Raw genomic sequence first — 16,134 nt, forward strand, 5'->3', positions numbered from 1 at the left:
ACGTTGCCGACGCGTCAGGCAAGGTCCAAGCCGCGTGAGCCGGGAAACGGTCATCTTACCCAGGGCGGCGCAACGTGCGCCATCAGACCGGCGGCGGAAGACCAGGCCGCCGGTGTTCCGCCAATGCGAGAAGTGGCTGACTGACGTGCGCCCGCTGCCACGGGCGCACATTCAAACGTCAATTCAGACCGGCAGATCGCGGGCCTGGATCAGGAACACCTGGTCGTCGCCGGCGCTCGTCGACAGCCAGACGAGATCGAGACCGCCGAATGCCGCTTCCACGTTCTCGCGCTCGTTGCCGATCTCGACCACGAGCACGCCGTCGTCGGTCAACCAGTTGCGCGCGTCCTTGATGATGCGGCGCACGATGTCCATGCCATCCGTGCCGCCCGCGAGCGCCATTTCCGGCTCGTGACGGTATTCGGGCGGCAGCGCGGCCATCGAATCGGCGTTCACATACGGCGGATTCGTGATGATCACGTCGTAACGGCGCTCCGGCAGCGGCGCGTACAGATCGCCTTCGAACAGCGAGATCTGGTCGTCGAGATCGTGTTCGTGAACGTTGCGCTTCGCGACTTCGAGCGCGGGCGCGGAAAGGTCGACGGCGTCGATATCGGCGTTCGGGAACGCGTGCGCCGCGAGAATCGCGAGGCTGGCCGAGCCGGTGCACAGTTCGAGCACGGCGCCCACTTGCTCGGGATCTTCCACGTACGGCTGCAGGCCGTCCGCGAGCAGCTCGCCGATGAACGAGCGCGGCACGATCACGCGTTCGTCCACGTAGAAGCGCAGGCCGTGCATCCACGCTTCCTGCGTGATGTAGGCGGCCGGCACGCGGTCGTTGGCGCGGCGTTCGATCACGCCGAGCACCTTCTCGATTTCCTCGGGCGCGAGGCGCGCGTCGAGGAACGGATCGAGCAGATCGAGCGGCAGATGCAGCGTGTGCAGGACCAGATAGGCGGCTTCGTCGTAGGCGTTGGACGAGCCGTGGCCGAACGAGAGTTGCGCCGAGGAAAAACGCGTGACGCCGTAGCGCAACAGATCGCGCACGGTCGAAAACGTAGTGGAAAGCGGATGGGTCATATCAGGGGCTCCAGTGCGTGCAGGCCGATCGCGTCAGGCGATCAGCTGTTCGAGCACGCGGCGGTACACGTTCTTGAGCGGGTCGATGAATTTGACTTCGATGTGCTCATCGATCTTGTGGATGCTGCCGTTGGGCGGCCCGAACTCCACGACCTGCGGGCACATGCGCGCGATGAAGCGGCCGTCCGAAGTCCCGCCGGTGGTCGACAGCTCGGTGGTCACGCCGGTTTCGTCGTGAATCGCTTTTTCGAGCGCGTTCGAGAGCGCGCCGCGCGGCGTGAGGAAGGGCAGGCCGCTGATGCTCCAGTGCAGATCGTATTCGAGACCGTGCTTGTCGAGAATCGCATGCACGCGCTGTTGCAGACCTTCCACCGTGCTCGCGGTCGAGAAGCGGAAGTTGAACTGCACGTCGGCGTGGCCCGGAATCACGTTGCTCGCGCCCGTGCCGCTGTGCAGGTTCGAGACCTGCCACGTGGTGGGCGGGAAGTATTCGTTGCCGTCGTCCCATTTTTCGGCGACGAGTTCGGCGAGCGCCGGCGCCAGCAGATGCACCGGATTCTTCGCGAGATGCGGATAGGCAATGTGGCCCTGCACGCCCTTGACGACGAGCTTGCCCGACATCGAGCCGCGGCGGCCGTTCTTCACGCAGTCGCCGAGCGTATTCGTCGACGTCGGTTCGCCGACGATGCAGTAGTCCATCTTCACGCCGCGCGCCTGGAGCGCCTCGACCACCTTGACGGTGCCGTCGGTGGCGGGGCCTTCCTCGTCGCTCGTGATCAGGAAGGCGATCGCGCCGCGATGCTGCGGGTGCGCCGCCACGAATTCTTCGCTGGCGACCACGAAGGCGGCGAGCGAGGTCTTCATGTCGGCGGCGCCGCGGCCGTAGAGCACGCCGTCGCGGTGCGAGGGCTGGAACGGCGGCGAGCTCCATTGCTCGATGGGGCCGGTCGGCACCACGTCGGTGTGACCCGCGAAGGCGAGCAGCGGCGCGTCGGCGTCCGTGCCGCGCTTGACGGCCCACAGGTTGGTCACGCCGTTGGATTCGATCGTTTCGCACGCGAAGCCGAGCGCGCTGAGGCGTTCGGTCATGATGCGCTGGCAGTGCTGGTCGTCGGGCGTCACGGACGCGCGCGCGATCAGGGCTTCGGTAAGGGCGAGGGTGGCGGACATGAAGGGACCACTTTCAATAAAAATGCCGGCGCCGCTGCAATGCAGGGGCCGGCAACAGCTTGTGACGATGATGCGCTAGCGGATTCGCGAGGCCATCGAAGACTTCCGACGGCCGGGCGCTCCGCTCGCGCAGTGCCTCAAACACAGTTCAGGCAAACAGCTCCGCGTACTGCTCGGCCGAAAAACCGAGCGTCTTCACGCGGCCATTCACGGCCACGAGCGGGCGCTTGATGATCGACGGCTTGTGGATCATCAGCGCGATCGCGCCCGCGGTCGAATCGGCTTCGGCCTTGTGAACCTCGGACAGGCCGCGCCACGTCGTGCCGCGCTTGTTGATCAGCTGATCGAGCGAGACATCCTTGAGCCAGTCCTGTACCAGCGCGTTCGACACGCCGGCTTTCTTGAAGTCGTGGAATTCGAACTCGATGCCGTGCTCTTCCAGCCACACGCGGGCCTTCTTCACGGTGTCGCAGTTCGGAATGCCGTAGACGACCACGGTCTTTGCGGCCTTCGCCATCAGTCGCCTCGCAGCAGCTCGTTCAGGCCGACCTTGGCGCGCGTCTTCGCGTCGACCTTCTTGACGATCACGGCGCAGTACAGGCTGTGCGAGCCGTCCTTCGAGGGCAGGTTGCCGGCCACGACGACCGAGCCTGCCGGGATGCGGCCGTACGAGATTTCGCCGGTTTCGCGGTCATAGATCTTGGTCGACTGGCCGAGGTACACGCCCATCGAGATGACCGAGTTTTCTTCGACGATCACGCCTTCCACGACTTCGGAGCGCGCGCCGATGAAGCAGTTGTCTTCGATGATGACCGGGTTGGCCTGCAGCGGCTCCAGCACGCCGCCGATGCCCACGCCGCCCGAAAGGTGGACGTTCTTGCCGATCTGCGCGCACGAACCGACGGTTGCCCACGTGTCGACCATCGTGCCTTCGTCGACATACGCGCCGATGTTGGTGTACGACGGCATCAGCACGACGTTCTTGCCGATGAACGAGCCGCGGCGCGCGATGGCCGGCGGCACGACGCGGAAGCCGCCTGCGGCGAAGTCTTCAGCCGTGTAGTTGGCGAACTTCGAGGGCACCTTGTCGAAGAACTGCGTGAAGCCGCCGGCGGCCATCGGCGCGTTGTCTTCCAGGCGGAACGACAGCAGCACGGCCTTCTTCACCCACTGGTTGACGACCCAGTCGCCGTCCTTCTTCTCGGCGCAGCGCAGCGCGCCCTTGTCCAGTTCGGCGATGACGTGGGCGACGGCTTCACGCACGTCGTTCGGCGCGGACTTGGGCGAAAAGTCGGCGCGGTTTTCCCAGGCGGTGTCGATGATCTGCTGAAGTTGTTGCGACATGGTGATGATTTCGTGTGAGTTCAAAAGCCGTTGGACGGCGGGAATTCGGTGGCGATACGCGCGCGGCGGGGCGCGCGTTCGGCGGTGGCGTTACGGCTGACGGTGTTATGCCTCGAGCGAGCGGCAGAAGTCGACGATGCGCTGCGCGCCCTCGGTGCATTCGTCGACGTCGGCGACGAGCGCCAGACGGACAAAGCCTTCACCCGGGTTCGCGCCGTGCGCTTCGCGCGCGAGAAACGAGCCGGGCAGGACCGTCACATTATAGTCGGCGTAGAGGCGCTGGGCGAACGCGGTGTCCGAGAGGCCGGTGCGCGCGACGTTGGCCCAAAGGTAGAACGCGGCGTCCGGCAGCTTCACGTCGAGCACGTCGGCGAGCATGGGCGTGACGGTCGAGAACTTCTGCACGTACTTCGCACGGTTCTCGCGCACGTGCGCCTCGTCGCCCCACGCGGCGATGCTGGCGGACTGCCAGACCGGCGACATCGCCGAGCCGTGATAGGTGCGGTACAGCAGGAACTGCTTGAGGATCGCCGGGTCGCCGGCCACGAAGCCCGAGCGCATGCCCGGCGCGTTCGAGCGCTTCGAGAGGCTGGACAGCATGATCAGGCGCTCGAAGCCGCGGCCGAGCTGGTGCGCGGCTTCGAGACCGCCGAGCGGCGGCGTCGATTCGTCGAAATAGATCTCCGAATAGCATTCGTCGGATGCGATCACGAAGCCGTAGCGATCGGACAGCGCGAACAGTTCGCGCCAGTCGTCGAGCGTGAGGACGGCGCCCGTGGGGTTGCCCGGCGAGCAGACGTAGAGCAGCTGCGTGCGCGCCCAGATGGCTTCCGGCACCTGCGAATAGTCGCAGGCGAAGTTGCGGGTCGGATCGCTGTTGACAAAGTACGGCTCGCCGCCCGCGAGCAGCGCCGCGCCTTCGTAGATCTGGTAGAACGGGTTCGGGCAGAGGACGATCGCCCGTTTTGCGGGGTCTTTGGCGCCCGCCGTGGGGTCCACGACCGCCTGAGCGAGTGCGAACAGCGCCTCGCGCGAGCCCGAGACCGGCAGCACTTGCGTGCTGGCGTCGATGGCGGGCAGGCTGTAGCGTTCGCTCACCCATTTCGCGATCGCTTCGCGCAGCGCCGGGCTGCCGCCCGTGGCCGGATACACCGACAGACCGTCGAGCGAGGCGACGATGGCGTCGCGGATCAGCGCGGGCGTCGGGTGTTTCGGCTCGCCGATCCCGAAGCTGATGTGGCGCCGGCCAGCATTCGGCGCGACGTCCTTGAAGAGCGCGCGCAGCTTTTCGAAGGGATAGGACTGGAGGGTGTCGAGTAGCGGATTCACAGGGCTGGCGGGCGTAAGCGAAAAACGGATGGAGCGACGGGCGCGGGCACGCGGCGGGATCGCGGCGCAGGGTGTGCGTCGCACGGACCGGCTGATTGACGCGCTGGTTGGCACGCGGTTGACACACCGGTTGACGCACCGGTTGACCCGCATGGCCGGGTGGGGCCGTGCCGGGCGGTGCGACTGCCGTCGCTGGCAAAACCTGAATTATAGCGTGGCCGCCGTTTGCTGATTGGGTCGCGGTGGCGCGCGGGCCGGGGCGTGGATCGGGCTTGAGGCGGGCTTCGGTCGGGCTTGGGTCGCGCACGGCCTGGCTAAAGATCGCTCACGAATCGGGCGCGAACCCGGTCGGCGGCCCGAGCGGCCATCAAGCTGAAACTGAACAAGGATTGGAATGCAGTCTGAAAAACGCTGGATGGCCGCGATCAACGCGATGCGCGCAATGTCCGCGAGGTTCGCGCGATGAGCGCCGCCTGGTTGACCGCGCGCAATCTGAAATCGGGCTGGCCGACGCTCGCGATCATGATCGGCGCCTCGGTGTGGGGCGTGATCTGGTTTCCGCTGCGCACGCTGGCGAGCTTCGGTCTGACCGGCACGGCTGCCGGCGCGGCGACGAGCGCGGCGGCCTGCCTGTTCGTGCTGCTGCTGCGCCGCCGCTCGATTTCGACGGTGCGCTGGCACTGGGTGTTGCCGCTGCTCGGGTTGGCGGCGGGCGTCACCAACATCGGATTCGTATGGGGCGCGATTCACGGCGAAGTGATGCGCGTGCTGTTGCTGTTCTATCTGACGCCCGCGTGGACGGCGATCTTCGCGCACTTCATCCTGCACGAGCGGCTGACCTGGTCCGGCGCTGCGCTGGCCGGGCTGTCGCTGGCGGGCGCGGTGCTCATGCTCTGGTCGCCCAGGCTCGGCGTGCCACTGCCGGGCAGCGCCGCCGAGTGGGCGGGCCTCGCGGGCGGCATGGGTTTCGCGATGAGCAATGTGCTCGTCGTGAAGACAAGCCGGGTGCTGCCGCAAATGAAGCCCGAAATGCGTACCGCCGTGATTTTCGGCGGGGCGGCGATATTCGGCGTGATCGCATCGTTTTTCGAACCGATGCCGGCGCTCCATGCCGGCGAGCCGCTCGCCCGCGCGGTTTTGCTCGTGCTGGCGCTCGGTGTGCTGCTGGGCGTGAACAACATGCTCGTGCAATACGGGCTCGCGCGCGTGCCAGCCAACCGGGCCTCGATCATCATGTTGTTCGAAATCGTCGTGACCGCACTTTCTTCGTGGCTGCTCGCCGGCGAGACGCCGGGGCCGCGCGAATGGGCGGGCGGCGCATGTATCGTGCTTGCCTCGCTGCTGTCGAGCTGGGTGCATCGCGCGCAGGAGGCGCGCAAGCGTCCCCGGCAGGTGGCTCACGCGAGCGCCGAAGCCAGCGCGATCGCCCACGCCGACGCGAGCCTGCTCGACGATGAAACTCGCGGCGAGACCAGCGGGGAGATCAGCGCCGAAGGCCGCGACGATGCCGGTGCCTCGTCCGACCAGCACGACTACGATCGCCGCCACGACGAGTCCGATGCAAACGTTGACCCGACCGCCGACAAAAGTGCCGATAAAACCCGCAATCACCACGACGGCCGTGGCGCCCGGCCCGATGGCGGGCAGAATGGCACGCGTGCGATGGTATGATTGCCCCTGATCCTCGCCGGCCGGGCGCGCACTGAGGTGCATCAGGCGCTTCGCACGGCGAGCCGTGGCGGCTGTCCGTGCTGTGCGCGCCGTTCGTTCGGCCAGATGCGAATCCTGCGGCGCCTCGCGCCGCCGTGCGACTGAAGTGACGGTCGACGGTGCGCGGCGGCGGTCCGGGCGGTCCCGTTCACTCTTCCAATTCAAACAGCGATATCGCCGTGCGTCTGACCTCGATTAAACTCGCTGGCTTCAAATCATTCGTCGATCCCACGCATTTCCAGGTACCGGGCCAACTCGTCGGAGTGGTCGGACCGAACGGCTGTGGTAAATCGAACATCATCGACGCCGTGCGCTGGGTGCTCGGCGAATCCCGCGCGTCCGAATTGCGCGGCGAGTCGATGCAGGACGTCATCTTCAACGGTTCCACTGCGCGCAAGCCCGGCAGCCGCGCGAGCGTCGAACTCGTGTTCGACAACGCCGACGGGCGCGCCGCTGGCCAGTGGGGCCAGTATGCCGAGATCGCCGTCAAGCGCGTGCTTACGCGCGACGGCACCTCGAGCTACTACATCAACAATCTGCCGGCGCGCCGCCGCGACATTCAGGACATCTTCCTCGGCACCGGTCTCGGTCCGCGTGCTTACGCGATCATCGGGCAGGGTATGATCGCGCGCATCATCGAGGCGAAGCCCGAAGAACTGCGCGTGTTCCTCGAAGAAGCCGCGGGCGTGTCGAAGTACAAGGAACGCCGCCGCGAGACCGAAAACCGCCTGCACGACACGCGCGAGAATCTCACGCGCGTGGAAGACATCGTGCGCGAGCTGTCCACGAATCTGGAAAAGCTCGAAGGCCAGGCCGTGGTGGCGACGAAGTACCGCGAACTGCAGGCCGACGGCGAAGAGAAGCAGCGCATGCTGTGGCTGTTGCGCAAGAACGAGGCGGCGGGCGAGCAGCAGCGCCAGCAGCGTGCCATCGAACAGGCGCAGATCGATCTCGAACGGCATACCGCGCAACTGCGCGAAGTCGAAGCGCAGCTCGAAACGCTGCGCGTGGCGCACTATTCGGCCAGCGACGCGATGCAGGGCGCGCAAGGCTCGCTCTATGAAGCGAACGCCGAGGTGAGCCGGCTCGAAGCCGAGATCAAGTTCATCGTCGAATCGCGCAATCGTGTGCAGGCGCAGATCGCGGCGCTCACGGCGCAGCGCGAGCAATGGCAGGTCCAGGCGCAAAAAGCGCAGGACGATATCGAAGACGCGGAGGAGCAACTGGCGATGGGCGAGGAAAAAGCCGCCATCGCCGAGGAAGAGGCGGCCGCGAAGCAGGAAGCGCTGCCCGCGCTCGAAAACCGCTGGCGCGACGCCCAGTCTCAACTGAACGACGAGCGTGCGGGCATCGCGCGAACGGAGCAGGCGCTCAAGCTCGAAGCCGCGCATCAGCGCAACGCCGATCAAATGCTCCAGCAGCTTCAGCAGCGCCACGAGCGCCTGAAGTCGGAGGAAGGCGGCCTCGACGCGCCGGACGAAGTGCAGCTCGAAGAGCTGCGCGTGCAACTGGCCGAACAGGAAGAAATTCTTCGCGACGCCCAGGACCGCCTCTCTGATGCGCAGGAAACCGTGCCGCGTCTGGACGCCGAGCGCCGTGCCGCGCACGATCGCGTACAGGCCGAAAACGCCCAGATTCACCAGTTCGAAGCGCGTCTGGCGGCGCTCAAGCAACTGCAGGACAACGTCCAGACCGAAGGCAAGATCCAGCCGTGGCTCGAGCGTCACGAACTGGGCGCGTTGCCGCGTCTGTGGAAGAAGCTGCATGTCGAGGCCGGTTGGGAAACCGCGCTCGAAGCTGTGCTGCGCGAGCGTCTCGCGGCGCTCGAAGTGTCGAATCTCGATTGGGTCAAGGCGTTCGCCACCGACGCACCGCCCGCCAAGCTCGCGTTCTACGCGCCGCCGCTGGCTGGCCAGACGGCTAGTGTACCGGCAGGTCTCACGCCGCTGCTCTCGCTCGTGCGTATCGACGATGCAGGCCTGCGCGCAGTGCTCAACGAATGGCTCGGGACGACCTTCGTCGCGGACGATCTGGCGCAAGCGCTCGCGCAACGCGCGCAATTGCCCGAAGGCGGCGCGTTCGTGGTGAAGGCCGGTCACTCGGTGTCGCGCGTGGGCGTGCAGCTTTACGCCGCCGATTCCGAGCAGGCGGGCATGTTGGCGCGCCAGCAGGAAATCGAAAATCTCGCGCGCCAGGTGCGTGCCCAGGCGCTGCTCGCCGACGAAGCCCGCTCGGCCGTGGTGCGTGCGGAAGCCGCGCATACGCAGGCCGCGCAGGTGGTCGGCGAGGCGCGCCAGCAAGCCGACCGCGCCACGCAGCGCGTGCATGCGCTGCAGATGGACGTGCTCAAGCTCACGCAGGCGCACGAGCGCTACACGGCGCGCAGCACGCAGATCCGTGAAGAACTGGACGAAATTCGCGCGCAGATCGAAGAGCAGCGCGCGCTGCGTGCCGAATCGGAAGCGAATTTCGAGCGCCACGACGGCGAGCTCGCCGAACTCCAGGCGCGCTTCGAAGACAACCAGCTCGCGTTCGAGGCGCTCGACGAAGAACTGGGTGCGGCGCGCAACGCCGCGCGCGATCTCGAACGCGCCGCGGGCGACGCGCGCTTCGCGGCCCGTAATCTGGCCGCGCGCATCGAAGAACTGCGCCGCAACATCCAGATCTCGCACGATCAGAGCGAACGCGTGGCGGGCTCGCTCGAAGACGCGCGCGCCGAACTCGAAACGATCAACGAGCAGACCGCGCACACCGGCCTGCAAGACGCGCTGGAAATTCGCGCGGAGAAGGAAGAACTGCTGCGCAACGCGCGCGCCGAACTCGACGATCTGAGCGCGAAACTGCGCGCCGCCGACGAAACGCGCCTTGCTGCCGAACGCGCGCTGCAACCGCTGCGCGACCGCATCACCGAATTGCAGCTCAAGGAGCAGGCCGCGCGCCTGAATGGCGAGCAGTTCGTCGAGCAGTTGCAGGCGGCCGGTGTGGACGAGGCGGCGCTGCAGGAAAAGCTCACGCCGGACCTCAAGCCCTCGTATCTGCAAGGCGAAGTCACGCGCATCAACAACGCGATCACGGCGCTCGGACCGGTCAACATGGCCGCGCTCGATGAACTGGCCGCGGCGAAGGAGCGCAAGACCTTCCTCGACGCGCAGTCGGCCGACCTGACGAGCGCGATTGAAACGCTCGAAGACGCGATCCGCAAGATCGACCAGGAAACTCGCACGTTGCTGCAAGGCACGTTCGACGAAGTGAACAAGCATTTCGGCGATCTGTTCCCGCGTCTTTTCGGTGGCGGTCAGGCGAAGCTCATCATGACCGGCGACGAGATTCTCGATGCGGGCGTGCAGGTCATGGCGCAGCCGCCGGGCAAGAAGAACTCGACGATTCACCTGCTGTCGGGCGGCGAGAAAGCGCTGACCGCGACGGCGCTCGTGTTCGCGATGTTCCAGCTCAATCCTGCGCCGTTCTGTCTGCTCGACGAAGTGGACGCGCCGCTCGACGACGCCAACACGGAGCGTTTCGCCAACCTCGTGCGTGCGATGTCGAACAAGACGCAGTTCCTGTTCATCTCCCACAACAAGATTGCGATGGAGATGGCGCAGCAGCTGATCGGCGTGACGATGCAGGAGCAGGGCGTGTCCCGGATCGTGGCCGTCGACATGGAAACGGCTGCGGGTTTCGCACAGAATACGATCTGATTGGCGATGGAACGCGCGATCTGACTCGCGTGTTACTTCGCGGTTTGAATTGCTGTCTATATCGATAGACGAGGACGGCGCGCCGGGCGCGCCGCCGGAAAAAGAATTGCTGATGGAGCATGCATGGATCAGTTGACTCTCGGGTTGATCGGCGCGGGTGCCGTGGTCGTCGGGGGCGTGGTGGTGTACAACGCATGGCAAGGCGCCAAGGTGCGCCGGCGCATGCCGCGTCCGATGCCCGAAGAGGCGGTCGAGACGCCGCTCGGCGGCGAACTCGAGGAACAGAGCCCGTTCATCGAGCCGGCTCGTGCACCGTCGCGCCGCGAGCCCTCGCTCGCGGGCGGCGAACTGGCTGAAGAACGCGTGGAGCCGGGCTTCGGCTCCGTAGCGCCCGCCGATACGCCCGTGGACATTCAGGCGGAGAACACCTCGCCGAACGGTTTCGCCGAAGCTGAACCGGCGCAGGTCGCGAATGAGGACGGCGAGCCGGCCACGGTTGCCGCCACGTCTGATGCAGCCGACGCGCAGCCAGGCGAAGCGGTTGCAGGCAAGGACGCTACAGCCGAGGTAAAAGCGGAAGCCAAGCCGGCCAAAGACGCCAAAGAGGCGAAAGGCGCTGAAGGCGAGCGCGTCGAACCCGTGCTGCCCGCTGCTACGACCATTTCGTCGGCGCCTCCAGCGGTCGTGGATCGCCGCATCGACTGTATCGTGCCGATTCGTCTGGGCGCGGTGCTGCCTGGCGAACGGGTGATTCCGCTCGCGCAGCGTTTGCGCCGCGCCGGCAGCAAGCCTGTGCACATTGAAGGCAAGCCCGAGGGCGGCGACGGCTGGGAGCTGCTGCAGAACGGCGTGCGCTACGAGGAACTGCGCGCGGCGGCGCAGCTTGCGAACCGCAATGGCCCGCTCAACGAGCTGGAGTTCTCGGAGTTCGTGACGGGCGTGCAGCAGTTCGCCGACGGTGTGGACGGCTTGCCCGAATTCCCCGACATGATGGAAACGGTCGCGATGGCGCGCGAGCTCGACGGATTTGCCGCGCAGTGCGACGCGCAGCTGTCGATCAACGTGCTGTCGGACGGCGCACCGTGGTCGGCGAACTATGTGCAGGCGGTGGCGGCGCAGGACGGTCTGCTGCTGTCGCGCGACGGCACGCGTTTCGTGAAGCTCGACGCGAAGCAGAGCCCGGTGTTCATGCTTCAGTTCGGCGACACGAATTTCCTGCGCGACGACCTCACGTACAAGGGCGGCCAGATGATCACGCTGATCCTCGACGTGCCGGTGGCCGACGAGGACATCCTGCCGTTCCGCCTGATGTGCGACTACGCGCGTTCGCTCGCCGAGCGCATCGGCGGTCGGGTGGTGGACGACCAGCGCCGTCCGCTGCCGGAGTCGGTGTTGCAGAACATCGACAAGCAGCTCATGACGCTCTACGCGAAGCTTGAGCAAGCCGGCATTCCGGCGGGCTCGCCGGCCACGCGCCGCCTGTTCAGCCAGTAAGAGCTGAAATAAGTCGAGCGCGAAAGGCGCGGTGCTGTCGTGGCGCCGCGCCTTTTTTGCGTCTGGGTTTGCGTCCGGGTTTGCGCCCGGGAAGCAACGGGGCGCCAGAGCAGAGTGCGCGCGGGTGCGAAGAGGCGGAACGGCACACGCGGCAGGCACGGAGCGTGGATTCGGCATGTTCATGAGCGGTTGGCAAGTGCGGCTTCCGGGCCGGTTACGATGCTTTTAAGTTCGCATCGGCGCGGGGGCTTCGTCAATGGATTCGGGCCAGCGTTAGCCGTTCGGCCAGGAGAATCGAGCGTCGCGTACGGGAGCGCACGCAGCCACCCCGAAGTTCTCCCGACGTTAGCCATTCGGCCGATGCGACACGGGCGGCTTCCTGAGATAATCTGACTCCGAAAACACTCGTCAGAAACCGTTCCCAGCATGGTCCGTCATCCCGCCCGTCCCTCTGAAGCATCCACCGCGACCGAGCGCGCGGCGTGGCTGCGCGCCGAACTCGAGCGCGCCAATCACGCTTACTACGTGCTCGACCAGCCGGAGCTGCCCGACGCGGAATACGACACGCTGTTCCGCGAGTTGCAGGCGATCGAGGCCGAGCATCCCGACCTCATCACGCCCGATTCCCCCACGCAGCGCGTCGGCGGCGAGGCGTCAGAGGGTTTCGAGCCGGTCGTCCACGACGTCCCGATGCTGTCGCTCAACAACGGTTTCGCCGACGAAGACATCGCTGCGTTCGACAAGCGCGTGCACGACACGCTCGGCAAGCCCGAAGGCGAACTGGTCGAATACGCCTGCGAGCTCAAGTTCGACGGGTTGGCCATTTCGCTGCGTTATGTCGACGGCGTGTTCGTGCAAGCGTCCACGCGCGGCGACGGCGCGACGGGCGAGAACGTCACCGAGAACGTGCGCACGATCCGCTCGCTGCCGCTGCGGCTGAAGGGTAAGCGCGTACCGAAGGTGCTCGACGTGCGCGGCGAAGTGCTGATGTTCCGCCGCGACTTCGCGCGCATGAACGATCGTCAGCGCGAGGCCGGGCACAAGGAATTTGCGAACCCGCGCAACGCGGCGGCGGGCAGCCTGCGTCAGCTCGATTCGAAGATCACGGCGCAGCGTCCGCTGTCGTTTTTCGCTTATGGGATCGGCGTGCTCGAAGGCGAGCCGATGCCGGCCACGCATAGCGAACTGCTCGACTGGTACGCGGAAATGGGCCTGCCGGTGAACGGCGAGCGTGCGGTCGTGAAGGGCGCGCAAGGCTTGCTCGACTTCTTCCGTGCGGTCGGCGAGAAGCGCGAGAGCCTGCCGTACGACATCGACGGCGTGGTCTACAAGGTCAACCGCCGCGACGAGCAGGACGCGCTTGGTTTCGTCTCGCGCGCGCCGCGCTTTGCGCTCGCGCACAAGTTTCCGGCGCAGGAAGCGCTCACGAAGCTGCTGGCCATCGACGTGCAGGTGGGCCGTACCGGCGCCATCACGCCGGTCGCTCGGCTGGAGCCGGTGTTCGTGGGCGGCGCGACCGTTACGAACGCCACGTTGCACAATGAAGACGAAGTGCGCCGCAAGGACATTCGCATCGGCGACACGGTGATCGTGCGGCGCGCCGGCGACGTGATTCCGGAGGTGGTGAGCGCGCTGCTCGATCGTCGTCCGGCCGACGCGGCCGAGTTCGTCATGCCGACCGAATGTCCGGTGTGCGGTTCGCGCATCGAACGTCTGCCCGACGAGGCCATCGCGCGCTGCTCGGGCGGATTGTTCTGTCCGGCGCAGCGCAAGCAGGCGCTCTGGCATTTCGCACAGCGGCGCGCGCTCGACATCGACGGTCTGGGCGAGAAGATTATCGACCAGCTCGTCGAGCAGAATCTCGTGCGCACGCCCGCGGACCTGTTCAATCTCGGTTTCGCGACACTCGCGGAACTGGATCGCATGGCCGAGAAATCGGCGCAAAACCTGCTAGATTCGCTCGAAAAAGCCAAGTCGACCACGCTGGCGCGCTTCATTTATGCACTGGGCATCCGTCAGGTGGGCGAGTCCACCGCGAAGGATCTGGCCAAATACTTCGGCTCGCTCGATCCGATCATGGACGCGAGCATCGAGCAACTGCTCGAAGTGAAGGACGTGGGGCCGATCGTGGCGGAGTCGATCCACCAGTTCTTTGCGGAAGAACATAACCGCACCGTGATCGAGCAACTGCGCGCGCCGGGCAAGGTCACATGGGCTGAAGGTCCGCCTGCGCCAAAAGCGCCGGTTGGCGTGCTCGCGGGCAAGACGGTGGTGCTCACGGGCACGTTGCCCACGCTCACGCGCGACGAGGCGAAAGAGATGCTGGAAGCGGCTGGCGCGAAGGTGGCCGGCTCGGTGTCGAAGAAGACCGACTACGTGGTGGCGGGTGCCGAAGCGGGCAGCAAGCTCGCGAAAGCCGAGGAACTCGGCGTGCCGGTGCTCGACGAGGATGGGTTGCACAAGCTCCTGGAGGGGCACACAACATGATTCGCGAAATTCTCAGGATGGGCGATCCGCGCCTGCTCGGTATCGCCAGACCGGTCGATCATTTCGATACGCCCGAACTGCACGAACTGATCGCCGACATGTTCGACACCATGCACGCCGCGAACGGCGCGGGTCTCGCCGCGCCGCAGATCGGCGTCGACTTGCAGGTGGTGATCTTCGGTTTCGAGCAGAACGAGCGTTATCCGGAAGCGCCGGCGGTGCCGCAAACCGTGCTGATCAACCCCGTTATCCATCCCTTGTCGCACGACATGGAAGAGGGTTGGGAGGGCTGCCTTTCGGTGCCCGGTCTGCGCGGCGCGGTGAGCCGTTATTCGATGATCCGCTACAACGGCTTCGACCAGTACGGCACGCCGATCGAGCGCGTCGCGGAGGGCTTTCATGCGCGCGTGGTGCAGCACGAATGCGATCACCTGATCGGCAAGCTGTACCCGATGCGCATCACCGACTTCTCGAAGTTCGGTTTCACGGACATTCTGTTCCCGCATCTCGATCCGAATAGCGACGACTGACGCGCGAGGCGCGCAATCCACGCGCTCTGCGCCATTGGTGCCATTCGCGCCTCGACGTACCAATAAAAACGGGAGCCACTGGCTCCCGTTCTTCATGGCTTGCGGTTCAGGCAGAACCGCGTCGCGCATTAAAACCCTTCGTCGGCGGACAGATAACGCCACTGGCCTTGCGGCAGCGCGCCCAGCATCACGCGGCCCATACGCACGCGCTTGAGGCCCACGACGTGGAGACCGACCAGTTCGCACATGCGGCGGATCTGGCGTTTCTTGCCTTCACGCAGCACGAAACGCAACTGCTCGCCGTTCTGCCAGCTGACTTCGGCGGGCTTGAGCGGCACGTCGTCGAGCGACAGGCCGTGACACAGCTTCGCGAGCAGTTCGGCCGGGAAGTGCTGGTCGACTTCGGTCTCGACGTCGCCGTAGGTGACGCGCACGAGGTATTCCTTGTCGATGTCCGAGCTTTCGCCGATCAGCTGCTTCGCGACGCGGCCGTCCTGCGTCAGGACGAGCAGGCCGGTCGAGTCGATATCGAGACGGCCCGCCGGCGCGAGTGTGCGCAGATGCTGCGCCGAGAAACGGATGCCCGAGCGGTCGCCGTCCCAGTGGTTGTCGCCGGTAACGAGCGTCACGGCGGGTTCGTAGCCGTCTTCGGCCTGACCGGAGACAAAGCCGACAGGCTTGTGCAGCAGGATCGTCACCTGGCGCGCCTGGGCGGCGAGGGCGGCGGGATCGACTTCGATGCGCTGTTCGGGCGTGACCTTGGCGCCGAGCGTGTCGACAACTTCACCGTCGACGAAGACCCAGCCTTTTTCGATCCATTCGTCGGCTTCGCGGCGCGAGCACAGGCCCAGTTCCGACATGCGCTTGGACAGACGCATGACGTTGTCGCCATCGATCTCCACGCGCGCGGCGCGTTGCGGTGCGGTGTTCTCGGCGTCGCGGCGCGGTGCCTTGTCGAAGGATTTGGCTGCGGGCTTGCGCGTGGGCACACCGTCGCGCTCACCCCACGACGCCTTTACCGGGCGCGCGGAACCGCGGTCCTCGCGCGGGCGGAATTCGCGGCGGTCACTGCCTTCGTCGCGGCGCTGGAAGGGACGGCGTTCGCCACCTTCTTCGCGCGGACGGAACTCGCGACGCTCGCCGCCTTCGTCACGGCGCTGGAAGGGACGGCGTTCACCGCCTTCATCGCGGCGCTGGAACGGACGACGTTCGCCACCTTCATCGCGGCGTTGGAACGGACGACGTTCGCCACCTTCCTCACGCGGACGGAATTCGCGACGCTCGCCACCTTC

The 16,134-nt window shown here is 66.0% G+C and carries 12 protein-coding genes; 6 read left to right on the forward strand and 6 right to left on the reverse strand.

Annotated features, from left to right (window positions below):
• Window positions 1–183: 183 nt before the first annotated feature.
• From prmB to dapC, 5 genes are all read right to left on the reverse strand, one after another.
• A complete protein-coding gene (gene prmB / locus SB764_RS36385) occupies window positions 184–1,080 on the reverse strand; it encodes a 50S ribosomal protein L3 N(5)-glutamine methyltransferase (RefSeq protein WP_074984495.1) in 897 nt (298 codons plus the stop codon).
• Between the two features lie 33 nt (window positions 1,081–1,113).
• Entirely contained in the window at window positions 1,114–2,250 is a 1,137-nt protein-coding gene (gene dapE, locus SB764_RS36390; protein WP_110328462.1) for a succinyl-diaminopimelate desuccinylase, read from the reverse strand.
• Between the two features lie 148 nt (window positions 2,251–2,398).
• Complete coding sequence (locus SB764_RS36395; protein ID WP_410866259.1) at window positions 2,399–2,767, reverse strand: ArsC family reductase; 369 nt, start codon at window positions 2,765–2,767, stop codon at window positions 2,399–2,401.
• Entirely contained in the window at window positions 2,767–3,594 is an 828-nt protein-coding gene (dapD, locus tag SB764_RS36400) for a 2,3,4,5-tetrahydropyridine-2,6-dicarboxylate N-succinyltransferase (protein ID WP_027814838.1), read from the reverse strand. The genes SB764_RS36395 and dapD overlap by 1 nt, the downstream gene beginning before the upstream one ends.
• 105 nt (window positions 3,595–3,699) lie before the next feature.
• Window positions 3,700–4,923, reverse strand: a complete 1,224-nt coding sequence (dapC, locus tag SB764_RS36405; protein WP_410866260.1) for a succinyldiaminopimelate transaminase — start codon at window positions 4,921–4,923, stop codon at window positions 3,700–3,702.
• Between the two features lie 462 nt (window positions 4,924–5,385).
• Between dapC and SB764_RS36410 the strand changes: the two genes are divergently transcribed.
• From SB764_RS36410 to def, 5 genes are all read left to right on the forward strand, one after another.
• The gene (locus tag SB764_RS36410) at window positions 5,386–6,594 is read left to right on the forward strand and encodes a DMT family transporter (RefSeq protein WP_244145555.1); all 1,209 of its coding nucleotides are present in this window, start codon (window positions 5,386–5,388) and stop codon (window positions 6,592–6,594) included.
• A gap of 218 nt (window positions 6,595–6,812) precedes the next feature.
• Window positions 6,813–10,331, forward strand: a complete 3,519-nt coding sequence (smc, locus tag SB764_RS36415; RefSeq protein ID WP_410866261.1) for a chromosome segregation protein SMC — start codon at window positions 6,813–6,815, stop codon at window positions 10,329–10,331.
• 123 nt (window positions 10,332–10,454) lie between these two features.
• Window positions 10,455–11,825: a cell division protein ZipA C-terminal FtsZ-binding domain-containing protein gene (locus SB764_RS36420; protein WP_065060175.1), complete on the forward strand. Its 1,371-nt coding sequence runs from the start codon at window positions 10,455–10,457 to the stop codon at window positions 11,823–11,825.
• 426 nt (window positions 11,826–12,251) lie between these two features.
• Complete coding sequence (gene ligA / locus SB764_RS36425) at window positions 12,252–14,312, forward strand: NAD-dependent DNA ligase LigA (protein WP_074984500.1); 2,061 nt, start codon at window positions 12,252–12,254, stop codon at window positions 14,310–14,312.
• Window positions 14,309–14,842: a peptide deformylase gene (gene def / locus SB764_RS36430; protein ID WP_074984502.1), complete on the forward strand. Its 534-nt coding sequence runs from the start codon at window positions 14,309–14,311 to the stop codon at window positions 14,840–14,842. The genes ligA and def overlap by 4 nt, the downstream gene beginning before the upstream one ends.
• 128 nt (window positions 14,843–14,970) lie before the next feature.
• Here def and SB764_RS36435 read toward each other — a convergent pair whose 3' ends face one another.
• Window positions 14,971–15,720, reverse strand: a complete 750-nt coding sequence (locus SB764_RS36435) for a pseudouridine synthase (RefSeq protein WP_277397762.1) — start codon at window positions 15,718–15,720, stop codon at window positions 14,971–14,973.
• Window positions 15,721–15,756: 36 nt separating this feature from the next.
• Between SB764_RS36435 and SB764_RS36440 the strand changes: the two genes are divergently transcribed.
• Window positions 15,757–16,134, forward strand: a 378-nt coding sequence (locus SB764_RS36440) for a hypothetical protein (protein WP_410866262.1), incomplete at its 3' end; no start/stop codon positions are given.

The organism is Paraburkholderia sp. SIMBA_027 (genome assembly GCF_046535315.1).
GTDB classification, from domain to species: Bacteria; Pseudomonadota; Gammaproteobacteria; order Burkholderiales; family Burkholderiaceae; genus Paraburkholderia; species Paraburkholderia tropica.

Coding starts and splice junctions, on each gene's coding strand:
- SB764_RS36395 (WP_410866259.1), bottom strand. CDS start 2,767: ATGGCGAAGGCCGCAAAGACCGTGGTCGTCTACGGCATTCCGAACTGC.
- SB764_RS36420 (WP_065060175.1), top strand. CDS start 10,455: ATGGATCAGTTGACTCTCGGGTTGATCGGCGCGGGTGCCGTGGTCGTC.
- ligA (WP_074984500.1), top strand. CDS start 12,252: ATGGTCCGTCATCCCGCCCGTCCCTCTGAAGCATCCACCGCGACCGAG.
- SB764_RS36435 (WP_277397762.1), bottom strand. CDS start 15,720: ATGCGTCTGTCCAAGCGCATGTCGGAACTGGGCCTGTGCTCGCGCCGC.
- dapD (WP_027814838.1), bottom strand. CDS start 3,594: ATGTCGCAACAACTTCAGCAGATCATCGACACCGCCTGGGAAAACCGC.
- dapE (WP_110328462.1), bottom strand. CDS start 2,250: ATGTCCGCCACCCTCGCCCTTACCGAAGCCCTGATCGCGCGCGCGTCC.
- SB764_RS36410 (WP_244145555.1), top strand. CDS start 5,386: ATGAGCGCCGCCTGGTTGACCGCGCGCAATCTGAAATCGGGCTGGCCG.
- prmB (WP_074984495.1), bottom strand. CDS start 1,080: ATGACCCATCCGCTTTCCACTACGTTTTCGACCGTGCGCGATCTGTTG.
- def (WP_074984502.1), top strand. CDS start 14,309: ATGATTCGCGAAATTCTCAGGATGGGCGATCCGCGCCTGCTCGGTATC.